The organism is Streptomyces sp. NPDC059816, from assembly GCF_042732055.1.
In the GTDB taxonomy this organism is placed as follows: domain Bacteria; phylum Actinomycetota; class Actinomycetes; order Streptomycetales; family Streptomycetaceae; genus Streptomyces.
The window spans coordinates 1-22,477 of sequence record NZ_JBHWIQ010000038.1; the positions used below are offsets into that span (position 1 = coordinate 1).

At 72.9% G+C, this 22,477-nt stretch carries 23 protein-coding genes; 6 read left to right on the forward strand and 17 right to left on the reverse strand.

All coding sequences use genetic code 11. From position 1 onward, the window contains the following. Window positions 1-78: 78 nt before the first annotated feature. The 6 genes from deoC to ACFV88_RS33075 all read right to left on the reverse strand — a co-directional run bounded on the left by deoC (window position 79) and on the right by ACFV88_RS33075 (window position 6,029). Window positions 79-792, reverse strand: coding sequence for a deoxyribose-phosphate aldolase (gene deoC / locus ACFV88_RS33050; RefSeq protein ID WP_385495817.1), 714 nt, complete (start codon window positions 790-792; stop codon window positions 79-81). 104 nt (window positions 793-896) lie between these two features. Next, window positions 897-1,352, reverse strand: coding sequence for a D-ribose pyranase (gene rbsD, locus ACFV88_RS33055; protein WP_385495819.1), 456 nt, complete (start codon window positions 1,350-1,352; stop codon window positions 897-899). A 41-nt stretch (window positions 1,353-1,393) separates the two neighbouring features. After that, a complete protein-coding gene (locus ACFV88_RS33060; RefSeq protein WP_385495820.1) occupies window positions 1,394-2,929 on the reverse strand; it encodes a sugar ABC transporter ATP-binding protein in 1,536 nt (511 codons plus the stop codon). Further along, on the reverse strand, window positions 2,929-3,963 hold the full coding sequence (locus tag ACFV88_RS33065; protein WP_385495821.1) for a sugar ABC transporter substrate-binding protein: 1,035 nt from the start codon (window positions 3,961-3,963) through the stop codon (window positions 2,929-2,931). Before ACFV88_RS33065 ends, ACFV88_RS33060 begins: the two co-directional genes overlap by 1 nt. 141 nt (window positions 3,964-4,104) lie before the next feature. Then, window positions 4,105-5,115, reverse strand: coding sequence for an ABC transporter permease (locus ACFV88_RS33070; RefSeq protein ID WP_385495822.1), 1,011 nt, complete (start codon window positions 5,113-5,115; stop codon window positions 4,105-4,107). Next, a complete protein-coding gene (locus ACFV88_RS33075) occupies window positions 5,112-6,029 on the reverse strand; it encodes a ribokinase (protein ID WP_385495824.1) in 918 nt (305 codons plus the stop codon). Before ACFV88_RS33075 ends, ACFV88_RS33070 begins: the two co-directional genes overlap by 4 nt. Window positions 6,030-6,204: 175 nt before the next feature. On the opposite strand from ACFV88_RS33075, the gene ACFV88_RS33080 reads away from it, so the two are divergent. Beyond that, the gene (locus tag ACFV88_RS33080; protein ID WP_385495825.1) at window positions 6,205-6,690 is read left to right on the forward strand and encodes a DUF5709 domain-containing protein; all 486 of its coding nucleotides are present in this window, start codon (window positions 6,205-6,207) and stop codon (window positions 6,688-6,690) included. Between the two features lie 87 nt (window positions 6,691-6,777). Further along, the gene (locus ACFV88_RS33085; RefSeq protein WP_385495826.1) at window positions 6,778-7,293 is read left to right on the forward strand and encodes a DinB family protein; all 516 of its coding nucleotides are present in this window, start codon (window positions 6,778-6,780) and stop codon (window positions 7,291-7,293) included. A 31-nt stretch (window positions 7,294-7,324) separates the two neighbouring features. On the opposite strand, the gene ACFV88_RS33090 is transcribed toward ACFV88_RS33085, so the two are convergent. Continuing rightward, window positions 7,325-8,554 (reverse strand): DUF4032 domain-containing protein, encoded by a 1,230-nt coding sequence (locus tag ACFV88_RS33090; RefSeq protein WP_385495827.1) that lies wholly within the window; start codon window positions 8,552-8,554, stop codon window positions 7,325-7,327. Window positions 8,555-8,696: 142 nt separating this feature from the next. Here ACFV88_RS33090 and ACFV88_RS33095 point away from each other — a divergent pair, with 142 nt between their 5' ends. After that, window positions 8,697-9,095, forward strand: coding sequence for a hypothetical protein (locus ACFV88_RS33095; RefSeq protein WP_385495828.1), 399 nt, complete (start codon window positions 8,697-8,699; stop codon window positions 9,093-9,095). Window positions 9,096-9,170: 75 nt separating this feature from the next. Here the strand turns inward: ACFV88_RS33095 and ACFV88_RS33100 are convergent, their stop codons facing one another. Both ACFV88_RS33100 and ACFV88_RS33105 read right to left on the reverse strand, forming a co-directional pair. Next, the gene (locus ACFV88_RS33100) at window positions 9,171-10,472 is read right to left on the reverse strand and encodes a cation:proton antiporter (RefSeq protein WP_385495829.1); all 1,302 of its coding nucleotides are present in this window, start codon (window positions 10,470-10,472) and stop codon (window positions 9,171-9,173) included. 4 nt (window positions 10,473-10,476) lie between these two features. Beyond that, window positions 10,477-10,962: a cation:proton antiporter regulatory subunit gene (locus tag ACFV88_RS33105; protein WP_385495830.1), complete on the reverse strand. Its 486-nt coding sequence runs from the start codon at window positions 10,960-10,962 to the stop codon at window positions 10,477-10,479. A gap of 305 nt (window positions 10,963-11,267) precedes the next feature. On the opposite strand from ACFV88_RS33105, the gene ACFV88_RS33110 reads away from it, so the two are divergent. Then, the gene (locus ACFV88_RS33110; RefSeq protein WP_385495831.1) at window positions 11,268-12,233 is read left to right on the forward strand and encodes a HAMP domain-containing sensor histidine kinase; all 966 of its coding nucleotides are present in this window, start codon (window positions 11,268-11,270) and stop codon (window positions 12,231-12,233) included. Then, entirely contained in the window at window positions 12,230-13,015 is a 786-nt protein-coding gene (locus ACFV88_RS33115) for a response regulator (protein WP_385495832.1), read from the forward strand. The genes ACFV88_RS33110 and ACFV88_RS33115 overlap by 4 nt, the downstream gene beginning before the upstream one ends. A gap of 3 nt (window positions 13,016-13,018) precedes the next feature. Here ACFV88_RS33115 and ACFV88_RS33120 read toward each other — a convergent pair whose 3' ends face one another. The 5 genes from ACFV88_RS33120 to ACFV88_RS33140 all read right to left on the reverse strand — a co-directional run bounded on the left by ACFV88_RS33120 (window position 13,019) and on the right by ACFV88_RS33140 (window position 17,682). After that, the gene (locus ACFV88_RS33120) at window positions 13,019-13,474 is read right to left on the reverse strand and encodes a peroxiredoxin (RefSeq protein WP_385495833.1); all 456 of its coding nucleotides are present in this window, start codon (window positions 13,472-13,474) and stop codon (window positions 13,019-13,021) included. Window positions 13,475-13,718: 244 nt separating this feature from the next. After that, on the reverse strand, window positions 13,719-14,162 hold the full coding sequence (locus ACFV88_RS33125) for an SPW repeat protein (RefSeq protein ID WP_385495834.1): 444 nt from the start codon (window positions 14,160-14,162) through the stop codon (window positions 13,719-13,721). Window positions 14,163-14,373: 211 nt separating this feature from the next. After that, window positions 14,374-15,495, reverse strand: coding sequence for a hypothetical protein (locus tag ACFV88_RS33130; protein WP_385495835.1), 1,122 nt, complete (start codon window positions 15,493-15,495; stop codon window positions 14,374-14,376). Window positions 15,496-15,547: 52 nt separating this feature from the next. Next, window positions 15,548-16,654 carry a hypothetical protein gene (locus tag ACFV88_RS33135; RefSeq protein WP_385495836.1) on the reverse strand — a complete coding sequence of 369 codons (1,107 nt, stop codon included), beginning with the start codon at window positions 16,652-16,654 and terminating at the stop codon, window positions 15,548-15,550. A 215-nt stretch (window positions 16,655-16,869) separates the two neighbouring features. After that, on the reverse strand, window positions 16,870-17,682 hold the full coding sequence (locus ACFV88_RS33140) for a class I SAM-dependent methyltransferase (protein WP_385495866.1): 813 nt from the start codon (window positions 17,680-17,682) through the stop codon (window positions 16,870-16,872). Window positions 17,683-18,193: 511 nt separating this feature from the next. Here ACFV88_RS33140 and ACFV88_RS33145 point away from each other — a divergent pair. Continuing rightward, window positions 18,194-19,174: a hydroxyacid dehydrogenase gene (locus ACFV88_RS33145; RefSeq protein WP_385495867.1), complete on the forward strand. Its 981-nt coding sequence runs from the start codon at window positions 18,194-18,196 to the stop codon at window positions 19,172-19,174. Window positions 19,175-19,222: 48 nt separating this feature from the next. Here ACFV88_RS33145 and ACFV88_RS33150 read toward each other — a convergent pair whose 3' ends face one another. The 3 genes from ACFV88_RS33150 to ACFV88_RS33160 form a co-directional block, all read right to left on the reverse strand. Beyond that, entirely contained in the window at window positions 19,223-19,987 is a 765-nt protein-coding gene (locus tag ACFV88_RS33150; RefSeq protein ID WP_385495837.1) for a PIG-L deacetylase family protein, read from the reverse strand. Between the two features lie 7 nt (window positions 19,988-19,994). Continuing rightward, window positions 19,995-20,753 carry an MBL fold metallo-hydrolase gene (locus tag ACFV88_RS33155; RefSeq protein WP_385495838.1) on the reverse strand — a complete coding sequence of 253 codons (759 nt, stop codon included), beginning with the start codon at window positions 20,751-20,753 and terminating at the stop codon, window positions 19,995-19,997. 91 nt (window positions 20,754-20,844) lie between these two features. Then, entirely contained in the window at window positions 20,845-22,113 is a 1,269-nt protein-coding gene (locus tag ACFV88_RS33160; RefSeq protein WP_385495839.1) for an MFS transporter, read from the reverse strand. Window positions 22,114-22,477 lie beyond the last annotated feature (364 nt).

Genomic DNA, 22,477 nt, shown 5'->3' on the forward strand with positions numbered 1-22,477 from the left:
TGTGGGTGGGTTGGTTTTTTTTTTTATCCGCCCGGCGGGCCCGGGGGGCCGCCGGCCGCCCGGCCCACGGCAGCGGGGTCAGTAGCTGGTGGTCGACTCGTCGGCGGTGTCGGTGACGATCTCCACCCCGGCGCTGGTGCCGAGGAGCACCGCACCGGCGTGCAACAGCTCCCGTGCTTGCTGCGCGTGCTTGATGGAACCGGACGCCTTCACCTGGACGCCGTCGCGGGCCCGGTCGACAAGGTAGCGAACACTCGTCGGGTTCGCGGTTTCGAGCTGACCGCTGCTGGCGTTCTTCAGGTATGATACGCCGGCTTCCATGGCCAGTTCGACGGCGGTCTCCCGCTCCTGTTCGGTGAGCAGCGGCAGTTCGAGCATGACCTTGACGGGCAGTCCCGAGGCGCGGACGACGCCCGCGATGTCCTCACGGAACTCGTCGTACATCCCGCTCTTGAGCCAGCCGATCTGTACGCCCATGTCGAGCTGGGTCGCGCCGAGCCGGGCGATCTCGGCGGCCTCGGCCGCCTTGCCCGCGCTGGTCATGACGCCGACCGTCGGGAAGTCGAGGGCCGACGCGATGCCGATTCCGGTGCCGCGCAGCTCGGCGGCGACGACGGACACCCAGGAGGCGGGGACCATCGCCGCGTTGAAGCCGTACCGGGCCGCTTCCCGGGCGTGGGCGACCATGTCGTCCCGGGTGGCGCTCGACTCGATCTTGGTGTGTTGGATGTAGGGCGCCAACTCCGCCGGGGTGAGGTTCAGTTCTGCGGGGCTGGTGAGGGTGTCGGACACGGGGTGTCTCCTTGTCGCGGTGGACGGACAACAGTGAGGGGTCGGTGGCGGGGGTCCGCCGGGGTCCGGGGCGGGCGGATCGCGCCCGCCCGGGGGCGGGAGGGTCAGATCCGGGACGCGTACTCCTCGGGCACCACGACGCCCTCCCCGCCGAACCACCGGGGCGCGTCGACACCGCAGTACAGGCCGATGTTGCCCCAGGGCTCGAAGGCCCCGGTCCGGACGACGACCTTCGCCTCGTGGGCCAACCGGCCCAGTACCTCGGCGTGCGGGCGGGTGGTGAACTCGGCGCCGGTGAAGCGCTCGTGCAGCCAGGAGTCGAGCCGCGGATGGTGGCTGGGGACGTTCTCGGCCCGGACCACGCCCTCCACCACCAGTTCGTCGGCGATCAGAGCGAGGACGGTACGCAGGTCGGGGACGTTCTCGGCGAGCGCCAGATCGATCCGGTGGGCGTCGCGCGGGACGGGGAACCCGGCGTCGACGACCAACAACAGGTCGGTGTGGCCGAGCGTGGCGAGCGCCCCGCTCAGTTCGGCGTGGAGGATGCCGGTGCGCTTCATCGGAGGGTTCCTTTCGGGTGGGTGGGCGCGACGGGGGTGCGTCAGCGGGCCGGCGCGACCGCGGCGCCCGTCGCCAGGGTCATGAGGGACTCCTCCGTGGCCGACGCGGCGTCGACCACCTCGACGAGGCGGCCCTCGCTCATCACCGCGATCCGGTCGGTGAGGGTGAGCAGTTCGGGCAGGTCGGAGGAGGAACAGAGGATGGCGAGCCCCCGGTCGGCGAGGGCGAACAACTGCTCGTAGATCTCGGCCTTGGCGCCGACGTCCACGCCCCGGGTCGGCTCGTCGAGGATCAGTACGCCCGGGTCGATCGCCAGCCAACGACCGAGGACGGCCTTCTGCTGGTTGCCGCCCGACAGGCTGGTGATGGGCTGCTCCAGGGTCGCGGTCTTCACCCGGAGCCGTTCGGCCTGCTCGGCGGCGCGCCGGTCGAAGGCCCCCCGGCGGATCAACCCGAAGCGGCTGAACGCCTTCGCGGTCAGTACGCCGACGTTCTCGCCCACGCTCATCGTGCTCAGCAGGCCCTGGGCCCGTCGTTCGCCCGGCACGAAGGCCAACCGGCGCTCGACGCTGGCGATCGGGTCGCGCCGTGCGTAGGGCCGGCCGAGCAGTTCGACGGTGCCCCCGGTGCCCCGGTCACCGCCGAAGACGTTGTGCAGCAGTTCCACCCGGCCGGAGTCGGGCAGGCCCGCGATCCCGAGGATCTCCCCGGGCCGCAGGTCGAACGAGACGTCCCGGTGCCGTCGGCCGCTCAGCTCCCGCACCCGCAGGGCGGGCGCCGTCGCGGGGTCGATGCGCTGGGTGGCGCGCCGGTCGAAGCCGCCGAGTTCACGGCCGACCATCGCGGCCACCGCCTGGTCCGGCGTGGTGTCGGTGCCGCGCCAGGAGGCGACGTGGCTGCCGTCGCGCAGGACCTCGATCCGGTCGGCGAGTCGGAAGACCTCCGGCATCCGGTGGGACACGTACAGCAGCGTCGTCCCCGCCGCCTTGAGCCGGTCCATCAGGGCGAACAGCCGCTCGGCCTCGGCGGGGGTGAGCATCGCCGTCGGCTCGTCCAGGATCAGCACGCGGCAGCCCCGGGCGATGGACCGGGCGACCACGACCAGTTGTTGGGTGGCGAGGTCCAGCGTCCGCACGGGTGCGCAGGGGTCGAGGGCGAGATCGAGTTCGGCCAGCAGCTCCCGGGTGCGCTCGACCATGCGCCGCCGGGAGGGGAACCAGCGGTTGCCGGGTTCCACTCCGCTCAGCACGTTCTCGGCCACGCTGCGGTCGGGCAGCAAGGAGAGTTCCTGCGGGACGATCGCCACGCCGTACCGGTCGAGCAGGGCGCTGGGGGAGTACGTGGTGACCCGCTCGCCGAAGACGGTGACGGTGCCGTCGCTGGGCGGTTGCAGCCCGGCGAGGATCTTGAGGAGCGTCGACTTGCCGGCACCGTTCTCGCCGAGCAGTGCGGTGGTCTCGCCGGGTCGCACGTCGAACGACACATCGGACAGAGCCCGCACCGGGCCGAAGCTGCGGGACAGTCCGCGCACGCTGACGGCGAAGGGGGCCGCGGGCAAGCCCTGGGCGGCGGCCATCACTTCTCCACCGTGGCGGAGGCGAGGTTGTCCCGCGTGACGAACTGCGCGCCGGTGTTCACGCCCTTCACCTCGGTGCCCTCGGTGAGGAAGTCGTTGAGCACCTTCACGGCCTGGTAGCCCTGTTCGGTCGGGTTCTGGCTGATGGTGAAGTCGACGACGCCCTTGGTGAGGTACTCCGCGGTCTGCGGCAGCAGGTCGAACCCGCCCACCACGATGTCGTCCCGGTCGCCGGAGCCCGCCACCCACTTGGCGGCGGCCGTGGTGGAGCAGCAGTCGAGCCCGGCGACGGCGACCACGTCCTGCTGCCCGGACATCGTCGACTCGACGGTGTTGTACGCGGCGCTGGGTTCGTTGCCGACGTTGACCGGGCCGACGACCTTCAGACCGCTGCCCGCGAGGCCGTCCTCGAAGCCGCCGAACCGGTCGTGCGACCAGCCCGCCCCCGTGTCCACGGAGAAGACGACCACCGTGCCGCCCTTCGCCGAGCCCTTCCCGCCCAGGTCCTTGACCAGCCGTTCGGCCTGCGCCTTTCCGGAGCCCTTGAGGTCCTGTCCGACGAAGCCCATCTGCTGGGAGTCGGGGTTGTCGGTGTTGAACGAGATCACGGGGACGCCCGCCCGGTACGCCTGGGAGATCACCGGCTTGAGGGCGTCGCTGGAGGCGGAGGAGACGGCGAGCCCGTCGAGGGCCTTCTGCTGGATCAGGGTCTGGATCTCGGAGACCTGTTGGGCCGCGTCCCCGCCGGTGGGGCCGATGAGGGCGGTCTCGGCGCCGAACTCGGCGGCGGCCTTCTTCATGCCCGCGGTGATCGGTGTCGCGAAGGCGAGGGAGGGGTCGTGGTAGCTCAGCTTGACGCGCATCGGCTTGCCGTCGTCGACGCGCTCCTGGATGTACGGGGCGAGCGCGAACGAGCCGTCGTCGGTGCCGCCGCCGTCGGCGGGCTGGACGGCGCCGCACGCCGAGACGGAGAGGGCGGCGGTGGCGGTGGCGAGCGCGAGGAGACCTCTGAACGCAGTGGTGCGACGGGACATGGCAGGACTTCCTTGTCGTGCGGGGGAGTGGTCAGTGGTGCCGGGCGCGGCGCGCGGGTGGGACGGTGTGCGACGGGCGCGGCGGTGTCCTCCGTGGGGGCGGTCAGGACGGTCCGGTGTCGAGCAGGGGGAACGGGGGTCTCAGGCGCGCGACTTGCGTCTGCGCTGCCAGGTGTCGGCGGCGACGGCCGCGACGATCACCAGACCGGTGACGACGGTCTGCCAGAAGGAGGAGATCCCCCTGATGTTCAGGATGTTCTGGAGCAGTCCGATGAAGGCGACGCCGATGACGGTGCCCCACATGGTGCCGGAGCCGCCGAACAGGGCCGCGCCGCCGATGATGACCGCGGAGATCACGGTGAGTTCGAGCCCCTGTCCGGTGACGCCCTGGACGTAGGAGAGGAACGACAGCCCCAGCACTCCGGCGAGCCCGGCGGTGAAGCCGGAGAGGACGAACGCGGTCAGCTTGACCCGGTTGACATTGACGCCGACCAGCCGGGCGGCTTCGCGGTTCCCGCCGACCGCGTAGGAGTTGAAGCCGAAGCGGGAGCGGGCCAGCAGCACCACGCCGATCGCGGCGACGGCGGCGAAGAACACCAGTTGCATCGGGATCACGCCGAACAGCTCGCCCTGACCGAGCAGGTTGAACTCGGCGACGCCCGACTGCGAGGAACTGAGTGAGATCGGGGCGCCGTCCGAGATCAACAGGGCGATCCCGCGGAAGACGCTGAGCGTTCCCAGCGTGACGATGAACGAGGGCACGCCGAGCACCACCACGGCGAGTCCGTTGAGGAGGCCCGCCAGCGCACCCACGGCGAGCCCGGCTCCCATGGCGAGCGGCCAGGCCCAGCCGTCCGAGATCAGCATGCCGGTCGAGATCGCCGACAGTGCGTACGTCGAGCCGACCGAGAGGTCGATCTCGCCGTTGATGATCACGAACGTCACGCCGACGGCCATGATGCCGATCTGGGCGATCTGCTGACCGACCGACAGCAGGTTGTCGGACTGCGCGAACCCGGGGGTGAGGACGGTGCCGAGCAGGAAGAGCAGGACCAGTGCGGCGAACACGCCCGCCTCGCGGGCGTGCAGCAGTCTGCGCAGCGGGAGCGCGAACTCCCGCGCCGGGGCGGGGGTCGAGGTCGTTGAGGTCACGGGGCGGTTCCAATCCGGGCGGCTAGCTGGTCTCGGGTGGGCAGGGCGGGGACGACCCCGGCCACGGTGACGGCGTGGGCGCCCGCGGCGGCGGCGTACCGCACGGCCCGCTCGGGGGTGTCGCCCGCGGCGAGTCGGACGGCGAGCGCGGCGGTGAACGCGTCCCCGGCTCCGGTGGTGTCGACGACGGAGCCGACCGGGGAGGGCGGGGTCGCCGTGACGGTGTCCTCCCGGGCGATCAGGGCGCCCGCGCCGCCCCGGGTGAGCACGGCGACCGCGCCGGTGCGTTCCCGCAGGGCGCGCACCAGGTCCTCGTCGGTCAGTCCGTGCCCGGGGTCGAGGCCGAGGAGGACGGGGGCCTCGGTCTGGTTCGGGGTGATCACGTCGATGAGCGGCCACAGGTCGTCGCCCAGCGGTCGGGCGGGCGCGGGGTTGAGCAGGGTCCGGGTGCCCGTCGCGCGGGCGGTGCGCAGGGCGGCGGCCACGGCCTCCTCGGGGATCTCCATCGACACCACCAGGACGTCGGCGGCGGCGATCTCCTCGCGGAACGCCTCGACGGCGTCCGCGCCGAGTTCGTCGAGGGCGCCCGGTGCGATGACGATGCGGTTCTCGCCCGAGGGCTCGACCAGGATGAAACCGACCATGGTCGGCGCCGTGGTGGTCACCACGTGGTCGGCGCGCACCCCCTCCGCCCGCCACAGCGCCCGGGCGGCGCGGCCGAAGTCGTCGTCCCCGAGGGCGGTCAGCAGGGCGACGTCGGCGCCCAGCCGGGCGGCGCCGATGGCCTGGTTGCTGCCCTTGCCGCCGGGGCCGGAGTCGAAGGTTCCGCCGGACAGGGTCTCGCCCGCGACCGGTGACCTCGGGACCCTCATGGTGAGACCGGCGCCGTAGCTGCCGACAACAGCGATCTTCATCGATGCACCGCACTTTGTACGTGGACAACTATGGACATGAGGAATGTAGGTACAGGGATGTCCCTAGTCAATAGGTGAAGACGAGGTGAACTTTCGTGTCGTCGTCCAGGGCGTGACCGGGGGCCGTGGCGCGGCCCGGGGTGCGGAACGGGGACGCGGGTGGACGATGGAAGACATGGACCGCGACAACGCCCGCGGCGATGACGTCTATCAGCCCGACGGGTCCGAGGTGCAGGACGACGAGGGGCTGCTCGACGCGGCGGACACCCTGGTCGCCGACGGTGTCGACGATCCGCTGGACCGGGGCTACTCCCCGCCCGACCGCCCGCGCGCCGTCGACCGGGAGGACCTGACCTTCGCCGATCAGCTGCGTGGCGAGACCCTGGACGAGCGGTTGGCCGAGGAGCTGCCGGACGTGCGGGAACCCGAGGGGGACGGCATCGGCGACGCCGTCGACACCGACGGCGAACCGCGGGACGGGGAGGTCGGGGCGGCCCGCGCCGGCCGGCTGGTCGCCCCCGACGAGGGCGCCCACGAGAACACCGTCGGTGACCTGGTCGCCCAGGACGTCGGCATCGACGGTGCGGCGGCCTCCGCCGAGGAGGCCGCCGTCCACCTGGTCGACCCGGAGGACGAACGCGCCGCCCGTGACGGCTGGTAGGGGACACCCGGCCGGCCGCGCATCGACCGGTCACCCGGAAAACCCGTTTCACCGACCCCCGGTCTGTACTTGGGTCAGCCGGTGACCGTGAACCGAATCGCTGTGCTGCGTTGGCAGTTCGACCTGACCTGGTCCCTCTTCGAGTACCACTTGGAGCGGCTGGAACCGGGCGACTTCCTCGCCGAGCCCGCCCCTCTGAGCTGGAACGTCCGGCCCGGCGAGGACGGCTCCTGGGTGTCCGACTGGGCGGACGTCGAGCCCGATCCCGTCCCCGTGCCCACCATCGGTTGGCTGAGTTGGCACATCGGCTGGTGGTGGTCCACCGCCCTCGACCACGTGCACGGGCGCACGCCCCGGGACCGTACCGAGGTCACCTGGCCCGGCGACGGCGAGGCTGCCGTCGTGTGGTTGCGGGGGCTGCACGGGCAGTGGACGACCCTGCTTGACGGGCTCGGCGACGCCGACCTCGACGTCCCGGCGTCCTACCCGGTGCCCGACGACCCCACCTACACCGTCGCGCACCTGCTGGCATGGGTGAACGCGGAACTCATGAAGAACGTCGCCGAGATCGGCCAGTTGAGGATGGTGCGCGCGGCCTCCTGAACGGTGGGCCGCCCGCCGCGGCGGTACCCGTTCACTCCGCCTCCGGAGCGCTTTCCATCACCGGAGGGCGCCAGTTGTCGACGTAGTCCCTCGCCGCCGCGTCGAGCCCCACATCGTGCTGGGCGCGCTCCGACATGCTCCAGCGGTGCTCCAGCAGCTCGTGGAAGATCTGCGCCGGGTCCAACTGGCCCCGGATCTCCAGCGGAACGGACCGGACGGTGGGCCGGAACACCTCACGCACCCAGCGGTGGGCCAGTACCTCGGGGCGCGCCCCCAAGGGGTCCCCGGGCGCGTAGTCGTCCTGGGTCGCCATCCAGCTCTCCAGGTCACTGAGCAGCCGCCGGGCCTGGTTCTCCTCGGTGTCGAGGCCGGTCAGTCGCAGCAGTTGGCGCTGGTGGTGACCCGCGTCGACCACCTTCGGCACGAAGCTGACGGTGTCGCCCACGTCACCCTGGCTGATCTGCATCTCGGCGACGTCGAACCCGAGGTCGTTGAGCCGACGTATCCGCCGGTCGATGTAGTGCCGCTTGCCGACCGGGTACACCGACCGTCGGGTCAGCTCGGTCCACAGCTCCTCGTACCGTCCGCAGATCGTCGTGCCGAACTCCACCGGGTCCACCGAGGGGTGCAGCGCCCCGGCCGCCTCCAGGTCCATCAGCTCACCGGCGATGTTCACCCGGGCCAGATCGACGTCGTAGCTGCGCTGACCGTTGCTGAGGCGCTCGTGCAGCTCCCCGGTCTCGGCGTCCACCAGGTACGCCGCGAACGCGCCCGCGTCCCGTCGGAACAGGGTGTTCGACAGGGAGCAGTCGCCCCACGCGAAGCCGGCCAGGTGCAGTCGCACCAGCAGCACGGCCAGCGCGTCCATCAGACGGTTCATGGTGGAGGGCCGCATCGTCGTCTCGAACATCGACCGGTACGGCAGCGAACCCTTCAGATGGCGGGTGATCAACACCGGCTCCAGGGGTTCTCCCGAGGCGTCCGTCCGTCCGGTGACCACGGCCAACGGATCGACCCCGGGTATGCCCAGCCGGTCCAGGACGCGGAGCAGTTCGTACTCGCGCAGCGCCGGCCTGGCGGCCAGCTCCTTGACCGCGACCACCTCGTCGCCCGCGCGCGCGTAACGGACCACGTGCCGGGAGATGCCGCGTGGCAACGCCACCAGATGTTCCTCGGGCCAGTGTTCGAGGGGCACGTCCCAGGGCAGGTCGAGGAGGAGGGCCGGGTGTTCGGGATTGGTGGCGCTGATCTGAAGAACCATGGACCGTAAGCTACTGGCCCGGCACCGCGGGACGGGAACGGCGGTGCACGTCGGGCTCGCGGGCTGACCGGCCGGTCGGACGCCCGGATGCGTCGTACGTCAGGGGGGTAGGGGCAGTGGGGACGGCGAGGAGGGCGGACACGTGCAGTGGCGTTTGCTGAGTGCCGGAGCGAGAGCGGTCCCCGAACCGCTGGCGACACCGCGGGTGTGGACGGGCGCCGTCCTCGGCTCGGGCCTGTTGGTCGGCGGACTCAACCAGCTCGCCGGGCCCGGCGAGCCGCTGGTGCACCTCGCGGCCCTGTCCGTGCTCGCCGCAGCGCTCGGCACCCGGGCCCGGCTCGGGGCCGTCCCCGGCATCGCCTGCCTGTGCTGGCTGTTCTTCAACGCCTTCGGGATCCCGCCCGCCGGGGTGCTGACCTGGAGCCCCTCCGTGGACCTCCAGCGCATGTCCCTGCTGGCGGGCGCCGCGCTCACCGGCACCCTGGTCGGCCGGGTGGTCCATGCACGCACGGCCTACCGCCGCATAGCCCCGCCGCGGTGACCGCGGGAGCGGTCCCAGGGGCCGCACACGGTCCGTGGGGGTGCCCGTCCGCACGAGAACGGACACCCCCAGCGCTCATTCGACGGCCGAGGACCGTTCCACCCCGGTTGCGGAGTCCGGTGCCTTCGACGAGGTCACCGGCTGCTCGGGTGCGTCGCCCGGAGCGTCGCACGCCTCACCGGCACCCCCCGCCACCAGCGGCTCCGCCCCGCGCCGCGCCCGCAGGTACGCGGTGACACGTGCCGCGACCGGCTCGGTGAAGCGGGCGGTCACCGGACCGATCACCACCAGGATGAGGACGTACGCGGTGGCCAGCGGGCCGAGCGACGGTTCGACGCCGGCCGCCACCGCGAGACCCGCGATGACGATGGAGAACTCGCCGCGCGCCACGAGCGTGCCGCCCGCCCGCCAACGGCCCTTCACCCCGACTCCGGCGCGTTTCGCCGCCCAGTAGCCGGTCGCGATCTTCGTGCCGGCCGTGACCACGGCCAGGGCGAGCGCCGGCACCAGCACCGGCGGAATGCTCGCCGGGTCCGTGTGCAGCCCGAAGAAGACGAAGAACACCGCGGCGAACAGGTCCCGCAGCGGACTCAGCAGGGTGTGGGCGCCCTCGGCGACCTCACCGGACAGGGCGATGCCCACCAGGAACGCGCCGACCGCCGCCGAGACCTGGAGCTCCTGCGCGATGCCCGCGACCAGGATCGTCAGACCGAGCACCACCAACAGCAGCTTCTCCGGGTCGTCGCTGGAGACGAACCGTGAGATCACCCGTCCGTAGCGCACCGCGACGAACAGCACCAGACCGGCGACCCCCAGCGCGATCGCCAGCGTCACGCTGCCCGCCGCGAGGGAGACCCCGGCCACCAGGGCCGTCACGATCGGCAGGTAGACCGCCATCGCCAGGTCCTCCAGGACCAGCACGCTGAGGATCACCGGAGTCTCCCGGTTGCCGACCCGGCCCAGGTCGCCCAGTACCTTGGCGATCACTCCGGACGAGGAGATCCACGTCACGCCGCCCAGCACCACGGCGGCCACCGGACCCCAGCCCAGCAGCAGCGCGGCGGCGGCCCCGGGCAGGGCGTTCAGCGCGAAGTCCACGGCACCCGCCGGGTACTGCGTCTTCAGGTTCGACACCAGATCGCTCGCCGTGTACTCCAGGCCGAGCATCAACAGGAGCAGGATCACCCCGATCTCGGCCCCGGTCGCGATGAACTCCTCGCTCGCCCCGAGCGGCAGCAGCCCGCCCTGCCCGAAGGCGAGCCCCGCCAGCAGGTAGAGGGGTATCGGCGAGAAGCGGAGTCTGCCCGCTATGCGTCCGAGCAGCCCCAGGGCGAGGATGATCGCACCGAACTCGATCAGCAGGACCGCAGAATGCACGCGCTCACTCCTGCCCGAGAATCGTCGCCGCCGCCTCGACACCCTCACGGGTGCCGATCACGATCAGGGTGTCGCCGCCCGCGAGCCGGAAGTCGGGCGTCGGGGAGGGTATCGCTCCGGACCGCCGCAGCACGGCGACGACCGAAGCGCCGGTGTCGGTGCGGATCCGGGTGTCGCCCAGCACCTTGCCGTTCCACGCCGACACCGCGGCGAGCTCGATCCGCTCGGCCACCAGGCCCAGGTCGGTGGTGTGCAGCAGACTGGAGCTGTGGTGCTCCGGGGTCAGCGCGTCGATCAGGGAGGCCGTCTCGGCACCGGACAGGTGCAGCGAGTGCGCGCAGGCGTCGGGGTCGTCCGACCGGTAGACGTTCACCGTGCGGGTGCCGTCCCGGTGGGCCACCACCGACAGGTGCCGATGCTCCCGTGTCGTCAGGTCGTACTGGACGCCGATCCCCGGTAGGGGCGTCGTCCGCATCCGTGGAGCAGGCACAGCCTGTCCCCCCTCGTTGTCGTTTCTCTGTTGATGCGTGTGGCTCAAATTCGATCATGCGGCCCGCCCGTGCCCGCCCACCGGCCCGTCGAACGCGATGCCGTCCGCGCCACCGGTCGGCTCGGGAGGGGCCCGCCGAGCCGCCCCATGCTGCCATCAGCACGGCACCGCGGACATGGGTGTCACCACGGATGGACGGTATCCCGACCGGTGGGCGAGACTGGCGGGGGAGAGGTCCGCGCCGCGGGTCCGGGGGCCGTGGCGGGTGGACCGCCACGCGCACGTACGAGAAAGGTACGGGGAGCGTGTCGCTGTTCTGGCGGATCTTCCTGCTGAACGCCGCCATGCTGGTCGTGGCCGCCGTCCTGCTGCTGGGCCCGGTGACGGTCTCCACGCCGGTGCTGCCGGGCGAAGCGTTCGCCGTCGTGGCGGGCCTCGCACTGATGCTGGTCGTCAGCGCCGTCATCCTGCGCATCGGCCTCGCCCCGCTCGGCCGCCTCAACCGGGCCATGGCCACCGCCGACCTGCTGCGCCCCGGTGGGCGCCCCCCGGTCACCGGCCCCGCCGAGATGGCCGAGCTGATCGGCACCTACCACACCATGCTGGACCGGCTCGAACACGACCGGGCCAGCAGCACGGCCCTGGTGCTCTCCGCGCAGGAGGACGAGCGGCAGCGCGTCGCCCAGGAACTGCACGACGAGGTGGGCCAGACCCTCACCGCCGTCCTCCTCCAGCTGAAGCGGGTCGCCGACCGGGCACCCGGCGAGCTGCGGGAAGAGGTCTCCCTCGCCCAGGAAGCCACCCGGGGCAGCCTGGACGAGATCCGGCGGATCGCCCGCAGGCTCCGCCCCGGAGTGCTCGACGAACTCGGTCTCACCAGCGCACTGCGCGCCCTCGTCGCCGAGTTCCCGGACCACGACGTCAGCGTCCGACCCCGCTTCACCGGAGCCGCCGACACCGCGCCCTGTCTCGACCACGACACGGAACTCGTGCTGTACCGCGTCGCACAGGAAGCCCTGACCAACGCCGCCCGGCACGCCCGCGCCGCGCACGTCACCCTGGAGCTGCGCCGGCTGCCGGGCCGCACCGAACTGCGCGTCGTCGACGACGGTCGCGGCATCGCCGACGCTCCCGAAGGGGCCGGCATCCGGGGGATGCGGGAACGCGCCCTGTTGATCGGCGCGGAACTGACCGTGGGCCCCCGGCCCGGGGCACCGGGTACCGAAGTGCTGCTCTGCGTCCGCGAACCGCTGGAGGAATCCGACCGATGACCGCCCCCGAACCGCCCACCGCCGGCCGCACCCCCGGCCGCACCCCCGGACCGCCGGGCCGCCGGCCCGGGCAACCCGCGGGGTCCACCCGTCCGGCAGCCCCGGCCGGGCGACCCGCCACGGGGGCCCGGAGCGCCCCCACCCGCATCCTCCTCGCCGACGACCACGCCCTCGTCCGCAGGGGAGTGCGGCTCATCCTCGACGGCGAGCCCGACCTGACCGTGGTCGCCGAGGCCGGAGACGGCGCCGAAGCGGTGGCCCGGGCCCGGGCGGTCCCGGTCGACCTGGCCATCCTGGACATCGGCATGCCCCGGATGACGGGCCTCCAGGCGGCCAGGGAACTCACCAGGCGCCTGCCCCACCTGCGCATCCTCTTCCTGACGATGTACGACAACGAGCAGTACTTCTTCGAGGCGTTGAAGGTCGGCGCGAGCGGCTACGTCCTCAAGTCGGTGGCCGACCGGGACCTGGTCGAGGCGTGCCGGGCGGCCATGCGCGACGAGCCCTTCGTGCACCCGGGGGCGGTCCCCGCACTGGTGCGCGGCTACCTGGAGCGGGTCAGAGCGGGCGAACGGCTGCCCGCCCGCACGATCACCGAGCGCGAGGAGGAGATCCTCAAGCTGGTGGCCGAGGGGCACACCTCCAAGGAGATCGCGGACCTGCTGGTCATCAGCGTGAAGACGGTCGAGCGCCACCGGGCCAACCTGCTCCAGAAACTCGGCCTCAAGGACCGCCTGGAGCTGACCCGGTACGCGATCCGGGCCGGCCTCATCGACCCCTGAGCGTCAGGCGCCCCACTGCCGTACCGCGGCGAGCGCCCGGTCGGCGTGCACGTTCATCCGCAGCTCGCTGCGCACCACCTCCAGGACCGTGCGGTCGGTGCCGATCACGAAGGTGACCCGCTTGGTCGGCGCGAGCGAGAATCCGCGCTTCACCCCGAACCGCTCCCGCACCGCCCCGTCCGGGTCGGCGAGCAGCGGGTAGCCGAACGAGTGCCGGTCCGCGAACTCCTTCTGCCGTTCGACGGCGTCCCCGCTGATCCCGACCGGCTGGGCGCCCGCCGCCCGGAACTCGGCCGCCAGGTCGCGGAAGTGACACGCCTCGGCCGTGCACCCCGACGTCATCGCGGCGGGGTAGAAGAACAGCACCACCGGGCCGTCCAGCAGCAGGTGCGAGAGCGTGCGGGAGGTTCCCGTCTCGTCCGGGAGCGTGAAGTCCTCCACCGGGTCACCGACGTTCATGCGCGTGTACGTCCCTTCGTCGGGCCGGGGCCGGACCCGAGGGCCGCCGCCGGGCGCGGGCCCGGGGCCGACGGGCGGTGTCCCGGCGTCCTGCCGGACGGTAGCCCAGGGCCCCGCGCCCGCGCGAACCGGCCCCGGCCGCGCCGCAGGTGCGGACCCGCGCAGTGCTCACCGGCCGGTCCACACCTGCGGCGGGACCGGTCGGTGGCGGGTGCGCGGTGCTGCGGGGCGGACTGGACGGCCGTCACTTCTGCTGACGGCCGGTCCGCATCGCCGCGCCCACGCACACCAGCCCGAGCACGAACGTCAGCGCGCCCACGATGACGTTGTTCAGGATGACGCCGGTGTCGGGGCTGCTGCCGACCACCCAGGGCGCGATGACCAGCCAGGCGCCCATGGCGCACATGGCCCAACTGAGGCCGTACATCCTGGCCGGCATCGCGGTGAACCCGAGGGCCAGTGCCGCGATCGCGATGCCCACGATCAGGTTGTGGGTCGCCAGGGTGGGCTGGCCGGCCGCGAAGTGGACCGTCCACGGGGAGATGGCGCAGTAGAGACCGACGAGGAACACCGGTCCGTCCACGAGCGCCACGTCGCGGCCACCGAGTACGCGTTCGTACCGGGCCCGCATTTCGGATGCATCAGGGTGGGAGGTGATGTCCGTCCTCTGATGAGAGACGTCGGCCATGGGACTCGACTCCTTCGTTCCGCCGGTGCGATCGAACGGGTGCGGCTTCGCATGCCGCATGTGTCGATATGTCCATAGTGCTCTCATTTTTTCTTTATGTGTAGGCCGCTCACGGGGAACTTCCTCCCGGTGTGCATCACCCGCCCCGCGTCAGCCCCCGGCCGAAGCGCCGGACGGGGCGGGCCCCCGGGGGCACCGTCCCCGCGGCCCGTCAGACGGATGCGTCGGGCAGCGTGATCCGGAGTTCCCCGCAGCCCACCCGGGCCGCCTCCGCACGCACGTAGCCGGGCAGCAGGGCACGGACGTCGCCGGCGCGGTCCCCGTCCTCGGCGGCGACCAGGAAGACCACCGGACCCGTGGGGCACTCGGCCCGGAACACCCCCAGATCGGCGCGGACGACCCCCCGCCCCCGGTCGTGCTGGACGGGCGTCCCGGCGTCCGTGGCCAACCGGTCGAAGACCTGCGCCAACCGGGGATCGGAGACCGTCATCAACCGCAGGTCAGGACGGTCCGGGCCGTTCCCCCGGTCACAGGTGCGGACCGGGCCCGCGCCCTCGGTGATCAGGGGGCGGTACTCCTCGTACGCCCGCTTCCCCGGCAGCCGCAGGCCCTTGATCCCGCAGAACGCGTCGGCCGCCTCGTCCCGGTGCTCGGGGGGCGCGGGCAGGTCCTCGACGGGATCGGCGACCGTACCGAGGCAACCCTCCTGACGCGTGAGGGCGTTGACCGCGCGGACCACCGAGCGGGCCAGTACGGCGCGGTCCCGGACGTCCACCTCGTCGCCCGGGTTCCCCGAACCGTTGACGACGTCCACGACCGTCGGCCCTTCGCCCCGGTCGGCCCGGCCCACGCAGCCGTCCGGCAGGGCCAGCCACGCCCGGGTGTCCGAAGCCATGCCGAGCAGCCCGCCGCCGAGCGGGCTGAGCCGCGCGCCGAGGAACTCGTCCGCCCAACGGCCCGCCCCGGCGTACCGGGTGTCCAGCCGGTGCACCCGCACGGTGACCTGCCAGGTGTCGGTGGTGAGACGACAGGTACCGGTCGGACCGGACAGGCTGCGCCGACTCTCCCAGAGCGGGAGTCGTGCCCCCGTCACGTCCGGGGAACCCCGGAACAGCCGCTCCACGTCCGCGTCGTCGAACGTTCCCCCACACCAACCGGCCGCCCGGGCGAACGGACCCGACTCGGTTCGCCACGCGGTCACCCCGGCACCGAGCAGGGCGCCCACGGTCGCGGCGATCAGCGCCGTGCGCGGTGCCCCGCGCAGCAGACGGCGCGGATGCCACCGGGGGGCCCGGGCGTCGGGTGCGTGCGGGGCGTCGGGCGTTGCGGTCATCGTCGGTTCCCAGGGTGTGCGGGGGCGGTCGGTCGGCGGCTACGGGGGCGGGTCACGAGCGGGGCGCCACGGCGGGACACCCCAACCGTGCGGCGACGGAGTCGGCGAACGCTCCCGCCCGCTCCTCGCTCATCCCGCTCATCACGAACGCCACCGGGCGGCCCGCGCACTCGGTGCGCAGCACCCGGTGGTCGGGGGTGAACGAGCCGGTGGCGCGCCACCCCTTCGCCGGGGGCCGGTTCCCCACCGTCCCTTCCAACAGGGCCACCAGCCGGGGTTCGGCCACCATCAGCGCCGAGAGGTGGGTCTCCGTGCCCCTGCGGTACCCGACCGAACAGGACTGGAGGTCGGGGCCGACCGTACCCACCTGGTAGCCGGCCAGGAGGGCGGCGGTCTCCTCGTCCACCTCCAGGCCGGGGATTCGGCACAGCGGCGAGTGGGCGACCGGTTCCGGGTCCTCGGGCAAGGTGAGCACGGGGGAGTCCGTGCGCAGGGCAGGGCCCTCGCAGCCCGCGCGTTCCCTGGCCGCGTTGGCCGCGGCCACCAGCAGCCGTGCGGTGCTCGTCGTGCCGCCGAACCCGGTGGACGCGGCCCGGCGGCCGTCGCCCGTGCTCCGGCTGGACTCCGCGGTCAGCGTCACCGTCGTCGGGCGACCGCCCGGGGCGTCACAGCGCTCCGGCAGCACCAACAGCCCCGAACCGCCGGTCACGGCGCCCGGCAGCCCGTCCGGGAGGGGCACCGCGGAACCTCCGAGGTGGGCGAGCAACCAGTCCCACCTCGGAGCGGCCTCCTCGGGCCCGGGCCCGTACGTCACGGTGATCTCGGACCGTAGGTCCTCCTCGCCGCCGGAGCTGATGCTGAGCGTGCAGACTCCGCTCGGGCGGCCCGGGGTCGGCCCCCGCTCGGTGGCGGTGCGGGTGCCGCCCTCCGCCACCCGGGCGTCGGAGAGGAACGAGGGGCCGCTGTTCTCCCGCCAGGCTCCCCAGCAGTAACGATCCTCCTCGTCGAACGGCCACCGGTCGGTGGCCCAGCCGGTGGTCAGCAGCGCCGCCAGCAGGCCGATCACCGCGCCCCCGGCGAACACCGCCCGCCGGCCCCGCCGTCCGGGCCCGGACCCGTTCGTCCGTCGCCTGTCGCCCGTCGAAGGGTCGCCGCTCATCGTGCCCACTCCGTGCCCCTCGCCGTTCCCTGCTCGTTCGGTCCGTCCCGCACCCGCACCCGCACCCGTTACCCGTGCGGCTTCCCGTCCGATGACGCGCGGCCGTCACCGACGGTTCCCCGCCTCCATGGCCGTCGGCGCACCGGTCGGTACGGGGCGGGTGTCCGGTTGCGTCACGACGGGGGTGAGCGTAGCGGCCTGGGTGCGGGGACCCGTCAGGACGCGGACGCCCGCAGCGCGAACAGGTGCGGTACGCGCGGTGCCTGATCGGGCAACCGCCACCAACCGGAAGGTGTGCGGACCATGCCGGGCCACCGCGGCCACGGCAACTCGTCGTGTTCCCGCAGCACCTCGATGCGCAGCCCCGCGCCGATGACCGCGTTCACGACCTCACCGAGTCCGTGCATCCACTCGAAGCAGTCCGTCGCCCCTTCCACGGCCGGACCGTCCGTGTAGGTGTACCGGCCGTCCCGGTGGATCGCGCCCCGCCCCGCCAGGTAGTCGTGACGCAGGAGGAGTTCCGGCCCGTCATCGGCGCCCGGCTTGGGGCCGAGCGCATTGAGCAGGGGATGGAACTCCACGAGGTAGAGCTGCCCGCCCGGACGCAGCAGTGCAGCCACCGTCCGGGCCCAGCGGTCCAGGTCGGGCAGGTAGCACAATGCCCCCTTGCCGGTGTACACCAGGTCGAACCGCCGCCCCTGGAGGGCCTGTTCGGCGTCGTACACATTGCCCTGCACATAGGTCACGTCGGCGCCGGCCCGGGCAGCGATGGACCGCGCCGCGGACACGGAGGACCCCGACAGGTCGAGGCCGACGGCCCGCGCACCGCGCTCGGCGAAGGCCAGGGTCTCGGTGCCGAGGTGGCACTGGAGGTGGACCAGGTCCCTTCCGTCCAGCGGCCCCAGGTCGTCCCACTCGAAGGGGGCGAACCACCGGGCGGGATCGAGCTCCTCCTCCAGTCCGTAGAAGTCGCTCGCCACGTGAACCGGAGTGCGCGCATCCCAGTTGGCCCGGTTGGCGTCCATCATGCGCAGCACCTCGTCCGGCAGTGCGGTCGGCCCCGCCGTGGCCTTCGGCCGTACGTCCGGGCGCCCGTGAACCTCTTCGTCGGTGTTCTTGATCGCGTCGGTCATGCCCCCATGCAACCGTACGGACCGGCCTCCCCGCGCCCCGTCCCAGGAACGCGGGGCCGGCCGGCCCGCGGCGAGCGCCGAAGGACCGGGGTCGGCGCTCGCGGGTGTCACCCCTGCAACGGTTCGCCTGCCCCGGTCCTCGCCGAACATGCCCCGTCCTACGGGACGACGCCCCCGTTCCTGCGCAATCGTTCATATGACCGCCCCGGCGGCCCGCCCGGCCGTCGTCTTGACCGATTCCGGAACGGACGCCCAGGATGCCCGTACCCGCACCGCGGTGGGCGGGTACGGGCCGGCCGTCCGCCGGAGCACGTCGACCCCGTCCGACGCGAGAGGCAAGCGAGCCGTGACCCCGACCGGCCTGAGCGCCACCACCCCGTCCGTCCGTCCCCGCGCAGCCGTCGCCATGTCCCAACAGGCCGCGACCGCCCTCCTCGAACCGGAGACCCTGGCGGCCCTGGCGGCCGTCTGCGACCTCCAGGCCCTGCCGGTCCTCGACGACTTCGACACCGATCACGCCCGCGCCGCCCTCGCGGACGTCGAACTCCTCGTCACCGGTTGGGGGTGTCCACCCCTCGATGCCGGGGTGCTGGCAGCCGCACCGGGGCTGAGGGCGGTGGTCCACACGGCCGGCTCGGTGCGCCACCACATCACCGACGCCTGTTGGGACCGCGGGATCGAGGTCTCGTCCGCCGCCGCGGCCAACGCCCTGCCCGTCGCCGAGTACACGGTGGCGATGATCCTGCTCTCCGGCAAGCGCGTGGTCGAACGCGCCCGCGCCTACCGCGGCGCCCGTACCCGCGACGAGGGGTTCGGCATCCCCCGCAGCGACGGCAACTACCGGCGCACGGTGGGTGTCCTGTCCGCCTCCACCATCGGGCGGCGGGTGCTCGATCTCCTGCGTCCGTACGACCTCCAACTCCTGCTGCACGACCCCTACGTCACCGACGAGGAGGTGCGGGCGCTCGGAGCCCGACCGGTCGGATTGGCCGAACTCTTCACCGCCAGCGACGTGGTGAGCGTCCACACGCCCCTGTTGCCCGAGACGGAAGGGCTGGTCAGCCGGGGTCTGCTGACCTCGATGCGGCAGGACGCGGTGCTCGTGAACACCGCGCGGGGCGCCGTCGTCGACCAGAGCGCCCTCACCGATCTGCTGCTCACCGATCGGCTCCGTGCGGTCCTCGACGTCACCGACCCCGAGGTGCTGCCGTCCGACCATCCGCTCTGGGAGTGCGACAACGTCCTCATCACCCCGCACCTCGCGGGCTCCCAGGGCAACGAGTGGCGGCGGCTCACCGATCTGACGGTCGCCGAGGTCACCCGGTGGGCGCAGGGCCACGGCTTCGCCCACCCCGTCCTGCGGACCCGGCTGCCCTTCATGGCCTAACCACCGGCCGCGCCCCCTCGACCGGTGTGCCGGGACCGCCGGGCGGCGTCACTCCTGGGGCGGGATCAGTTCGTGGACGTCGAACAGGACCGCCGCCGGCACCCCCGCGGCCCGTCCCGCGGCCTCGGCCATGCCGCTCAGGAACGCCCGCGGATCGAAGGCGTGTTCGCCCAGGCCCGCGATGTAGGCGGCGTGCGCCGAGAGGGAGGCGATGCCCCGTTCCAGCGGTTCGCCCGTCACCTCGACGCTGTGCGTGGGGCGTTCGGCGCCCGCGACGCACACCAGGCGGACCCCGTCCCAGGGGGTGAGGCCCTCATCGGCGAGTTCCGGGAAGATCCACCGGTTGCCGGCGTCCCGGGCCGCGTCCAGCGCGGCGAGTCCGACCGCCCGGTGATCCGCCTGATTGGTGTAGCCGTCCACCATCCGGATCGCGAACTCCCCGGTCACCACCACGTCCGGACGGTGGGTGCGGATCGCCCGCACGATGTCCCGGCGCAGGTCCAGGCCGTACTCGACGGTGCCGTCCCGGTGATCGAGGAACTCCACGGTGCTGACGCCGACTTCCCGCGCACCGGCACGTTCCTCCCGTTCGCGCAGCGGCCCCGCCTCCTGAGGGTGCAGGGTGGCGATCCCGGCCTCGCCCCGGGTGGCCAACAGATAGGTGACCTGTTTGCCCTGCGCCGTCCAACGGGCGACGGCCGCGGCCGTGCCGTACTCGATGTCGTCGGGGTGCGCGACCACGGTCAGGCACCTGTTCCAGTCTTCGGCCAGTGGGGGGAACGCCCCGCCCACGGCCTGCTCCGGCGTGTCCATCACCCCATCATGCCCTTCTGTCGATCTGCTCCGCCGCGCGGGCGGCGGCCCCGGCGACCGACCCCCGGTACAGCGGTCCGTGGCCGGGCAGCAGCACGTCCCCGGCCAGGTCCGCGATGGTGGAGAGGGAGGCGACGGCCCCGGCGCGCTCGTGGTCGAACATCGACGGCAGCAGCTGGGGACCCCGGATCCGGGAGGTGGAGTGCCCGCAGACCAGGGCGTCGCCGGAGATCACCACGCCCTTCGAAGGCAGGTGGTACACGCAGTGGCCCGTCGTGTGTCCGGGGGTGTGGACGGGCATCGGCCGCCCCGGCAGGTCCAGGGCGCCGGCCGCCGGGAAGGCCTGCGGCTCGGTCACGGGGACGTGCTCCGTCCCGCCCGACCGCAGCACCCGTACGGCCCACGGCAGGACACCGGGTCGCCAGGCGTTCGCCAGTACGGCGCCCACGCCGATCTGGTGCAGGAACTCCCGCCGTGCGTGGGGAACTTCGCTCGGATGCAGCAGGACGGGGATGCCGTGGGTCCGGCTCAGGTGCTCGGCCGAACCGATGTGGTCGTTGTGCGCGTGGGTGACGAGGACCGCGACGACGTCCCGGGGCCGGTGGCCCAACTCGGCGAGCGAAGCGAGCAGCCGTGGCCGGTCCCCGGGGTAGCCGGTGTCCACCAGGGTCACCGCGTCCCCTTCGGCGATGACCACCCAGTTGGTGTCGCTGCCGTGCACCAGGTGCACCCCGGGTGCGGCCTCCACGATGGTGCCCGTGTGCATGGCGCCCCTTCCGTACCGCGTTCGCTGCCGTGGCGCGCCGGGCAACGCCCGGCCGGGCGTCCGGGGCACCGCGGTCGGACCGTGCGGAAGGCTACGGGAGCTGGGGTTCGGGGGCGAGGAACCGCGGGTCGGACTCCGGTGCGTGTCCCGGCCGGGCGGCCCGGCGCGGGAGGAGCAGCGGGGTGGCCAGCAGGAGCACTCCGGCGGCCGCGATCGCGGTGCGAGGGCTGGTGAGGGCGGCCAGCAGGCCCCATCCGGCGGTCAGCACCGCGATGCCGGCACTGGTGCTGACGGACCAGGCGATCAGGGTGCGGACGGTGCGGTCGGGGTCGGTGTGGTCGAGCCGGTAAGTGGCCAGTACGGGGTTGAACAGGCCGCAGCAGGTCACCAGACCGAGTTGGACGGTGATGACGAGGACGATCCCGGGTGCGCCCGGTGGGACGAACGCCAGCCCGAGGGGCCAGCAGGCGCGCAGCGTTCCCGCGACGAGGAGCACCCGGTGCTGTCCGTGGCGCGCCACGAGCCGGTGCGCCAGCCGTGAGCCGATGAGGCCGCCGATGCAGGGCAGGGCGAACACCAGACCGTACTGCCAGGGTGCGAACCCGAGGTCGCGCAGCAGGAGCACCGCGAGCAGCGGCTCGGAGGCCATGATCAGACCGTTGACCAGGATCGTGTTGAGGAACAGCGGGCGCAGCGCGGGATGGGTGAGGATGTGGCGCCACCCTTCGAGCAGATCGCGTGCGCGCGGTCGTGGTGCGCCGGTCCTTAGGGGGCGCGGCTCCGTCCCGCCGATGGAGCGGATGCCCAGGGCCGAGAGCAGATGGCTGAGCGCGTCGGCGAGCACGGTCGTCACCGGACCGAACATGGCGATCGCGGCCCCGCCGAGCGGTGGTCCGACCATGGTCGCGGTCCAGGTCGTGGACTCGAACCGGCTGTTCGCGTCGAGCAGGTCCGCCACCGGCACCAGCGACCTGAGGTACGCGCCGCTGGCCGCCCTGAAGGCGATGCCGGCCGCGGCGACGACCACGGACACGACGAGGAGTTGGGCGAAGCTCAGCACCCCGCAGACGAAGGCGGTGGGGACGCTGAGCAGGGCCGCGAACCGGATGAGGTCCATCGCCACCATGACCGGTCGTTTGCGGCGGAACTCCACCCACGGGCCGAGCGGCACCGCGAGCACGGCGCCCACGGCCCGTCCGGTGGCAGCCAGCGCCGCCACCTGGGCCGGCCCGGATTCCAGTACGAGGACCGCCAGCAGCGGAAAAGCGCCGAACCCGAGGGAGGTGCCGTACGTGCTGACGGCGTACGCGGCCCACAGTCGTCCGAACCCGCGCCCCAACGTCCGTCTTCTTCCGCTCACCCGGGCGCCTCCGACGGTTCGCACGTCCTCACTGACCGTCGGTCTCCAAGCGGGGTGGGGGTCCTCTGATCAAACAACCGGTCCGGGGGTGGGCACAACCGGCCGTGGTGCCCGGGCGGTGGCCCCTCGTGCGGACCGCACCCGGTCGGTGCCGGCTCCACGGCCCCGGACGTGCCGCGGGGCCCGGTGCCCGCGGGGGGGCGGGGGCCGGGGTGGGTGGGGGGGGCGGGCCCGGCGGGGGCGGGGGGCCCCGCGGGGCCCCCCCCCGGGGGGGGCGGGGGGCAGGCCCGCCCGGCCCCCCACAGGGGCAGGGCGGCACCGGCCAGGACGGCGGCGAGCACGGTTCTCCAGCCGGGTCCCGGGC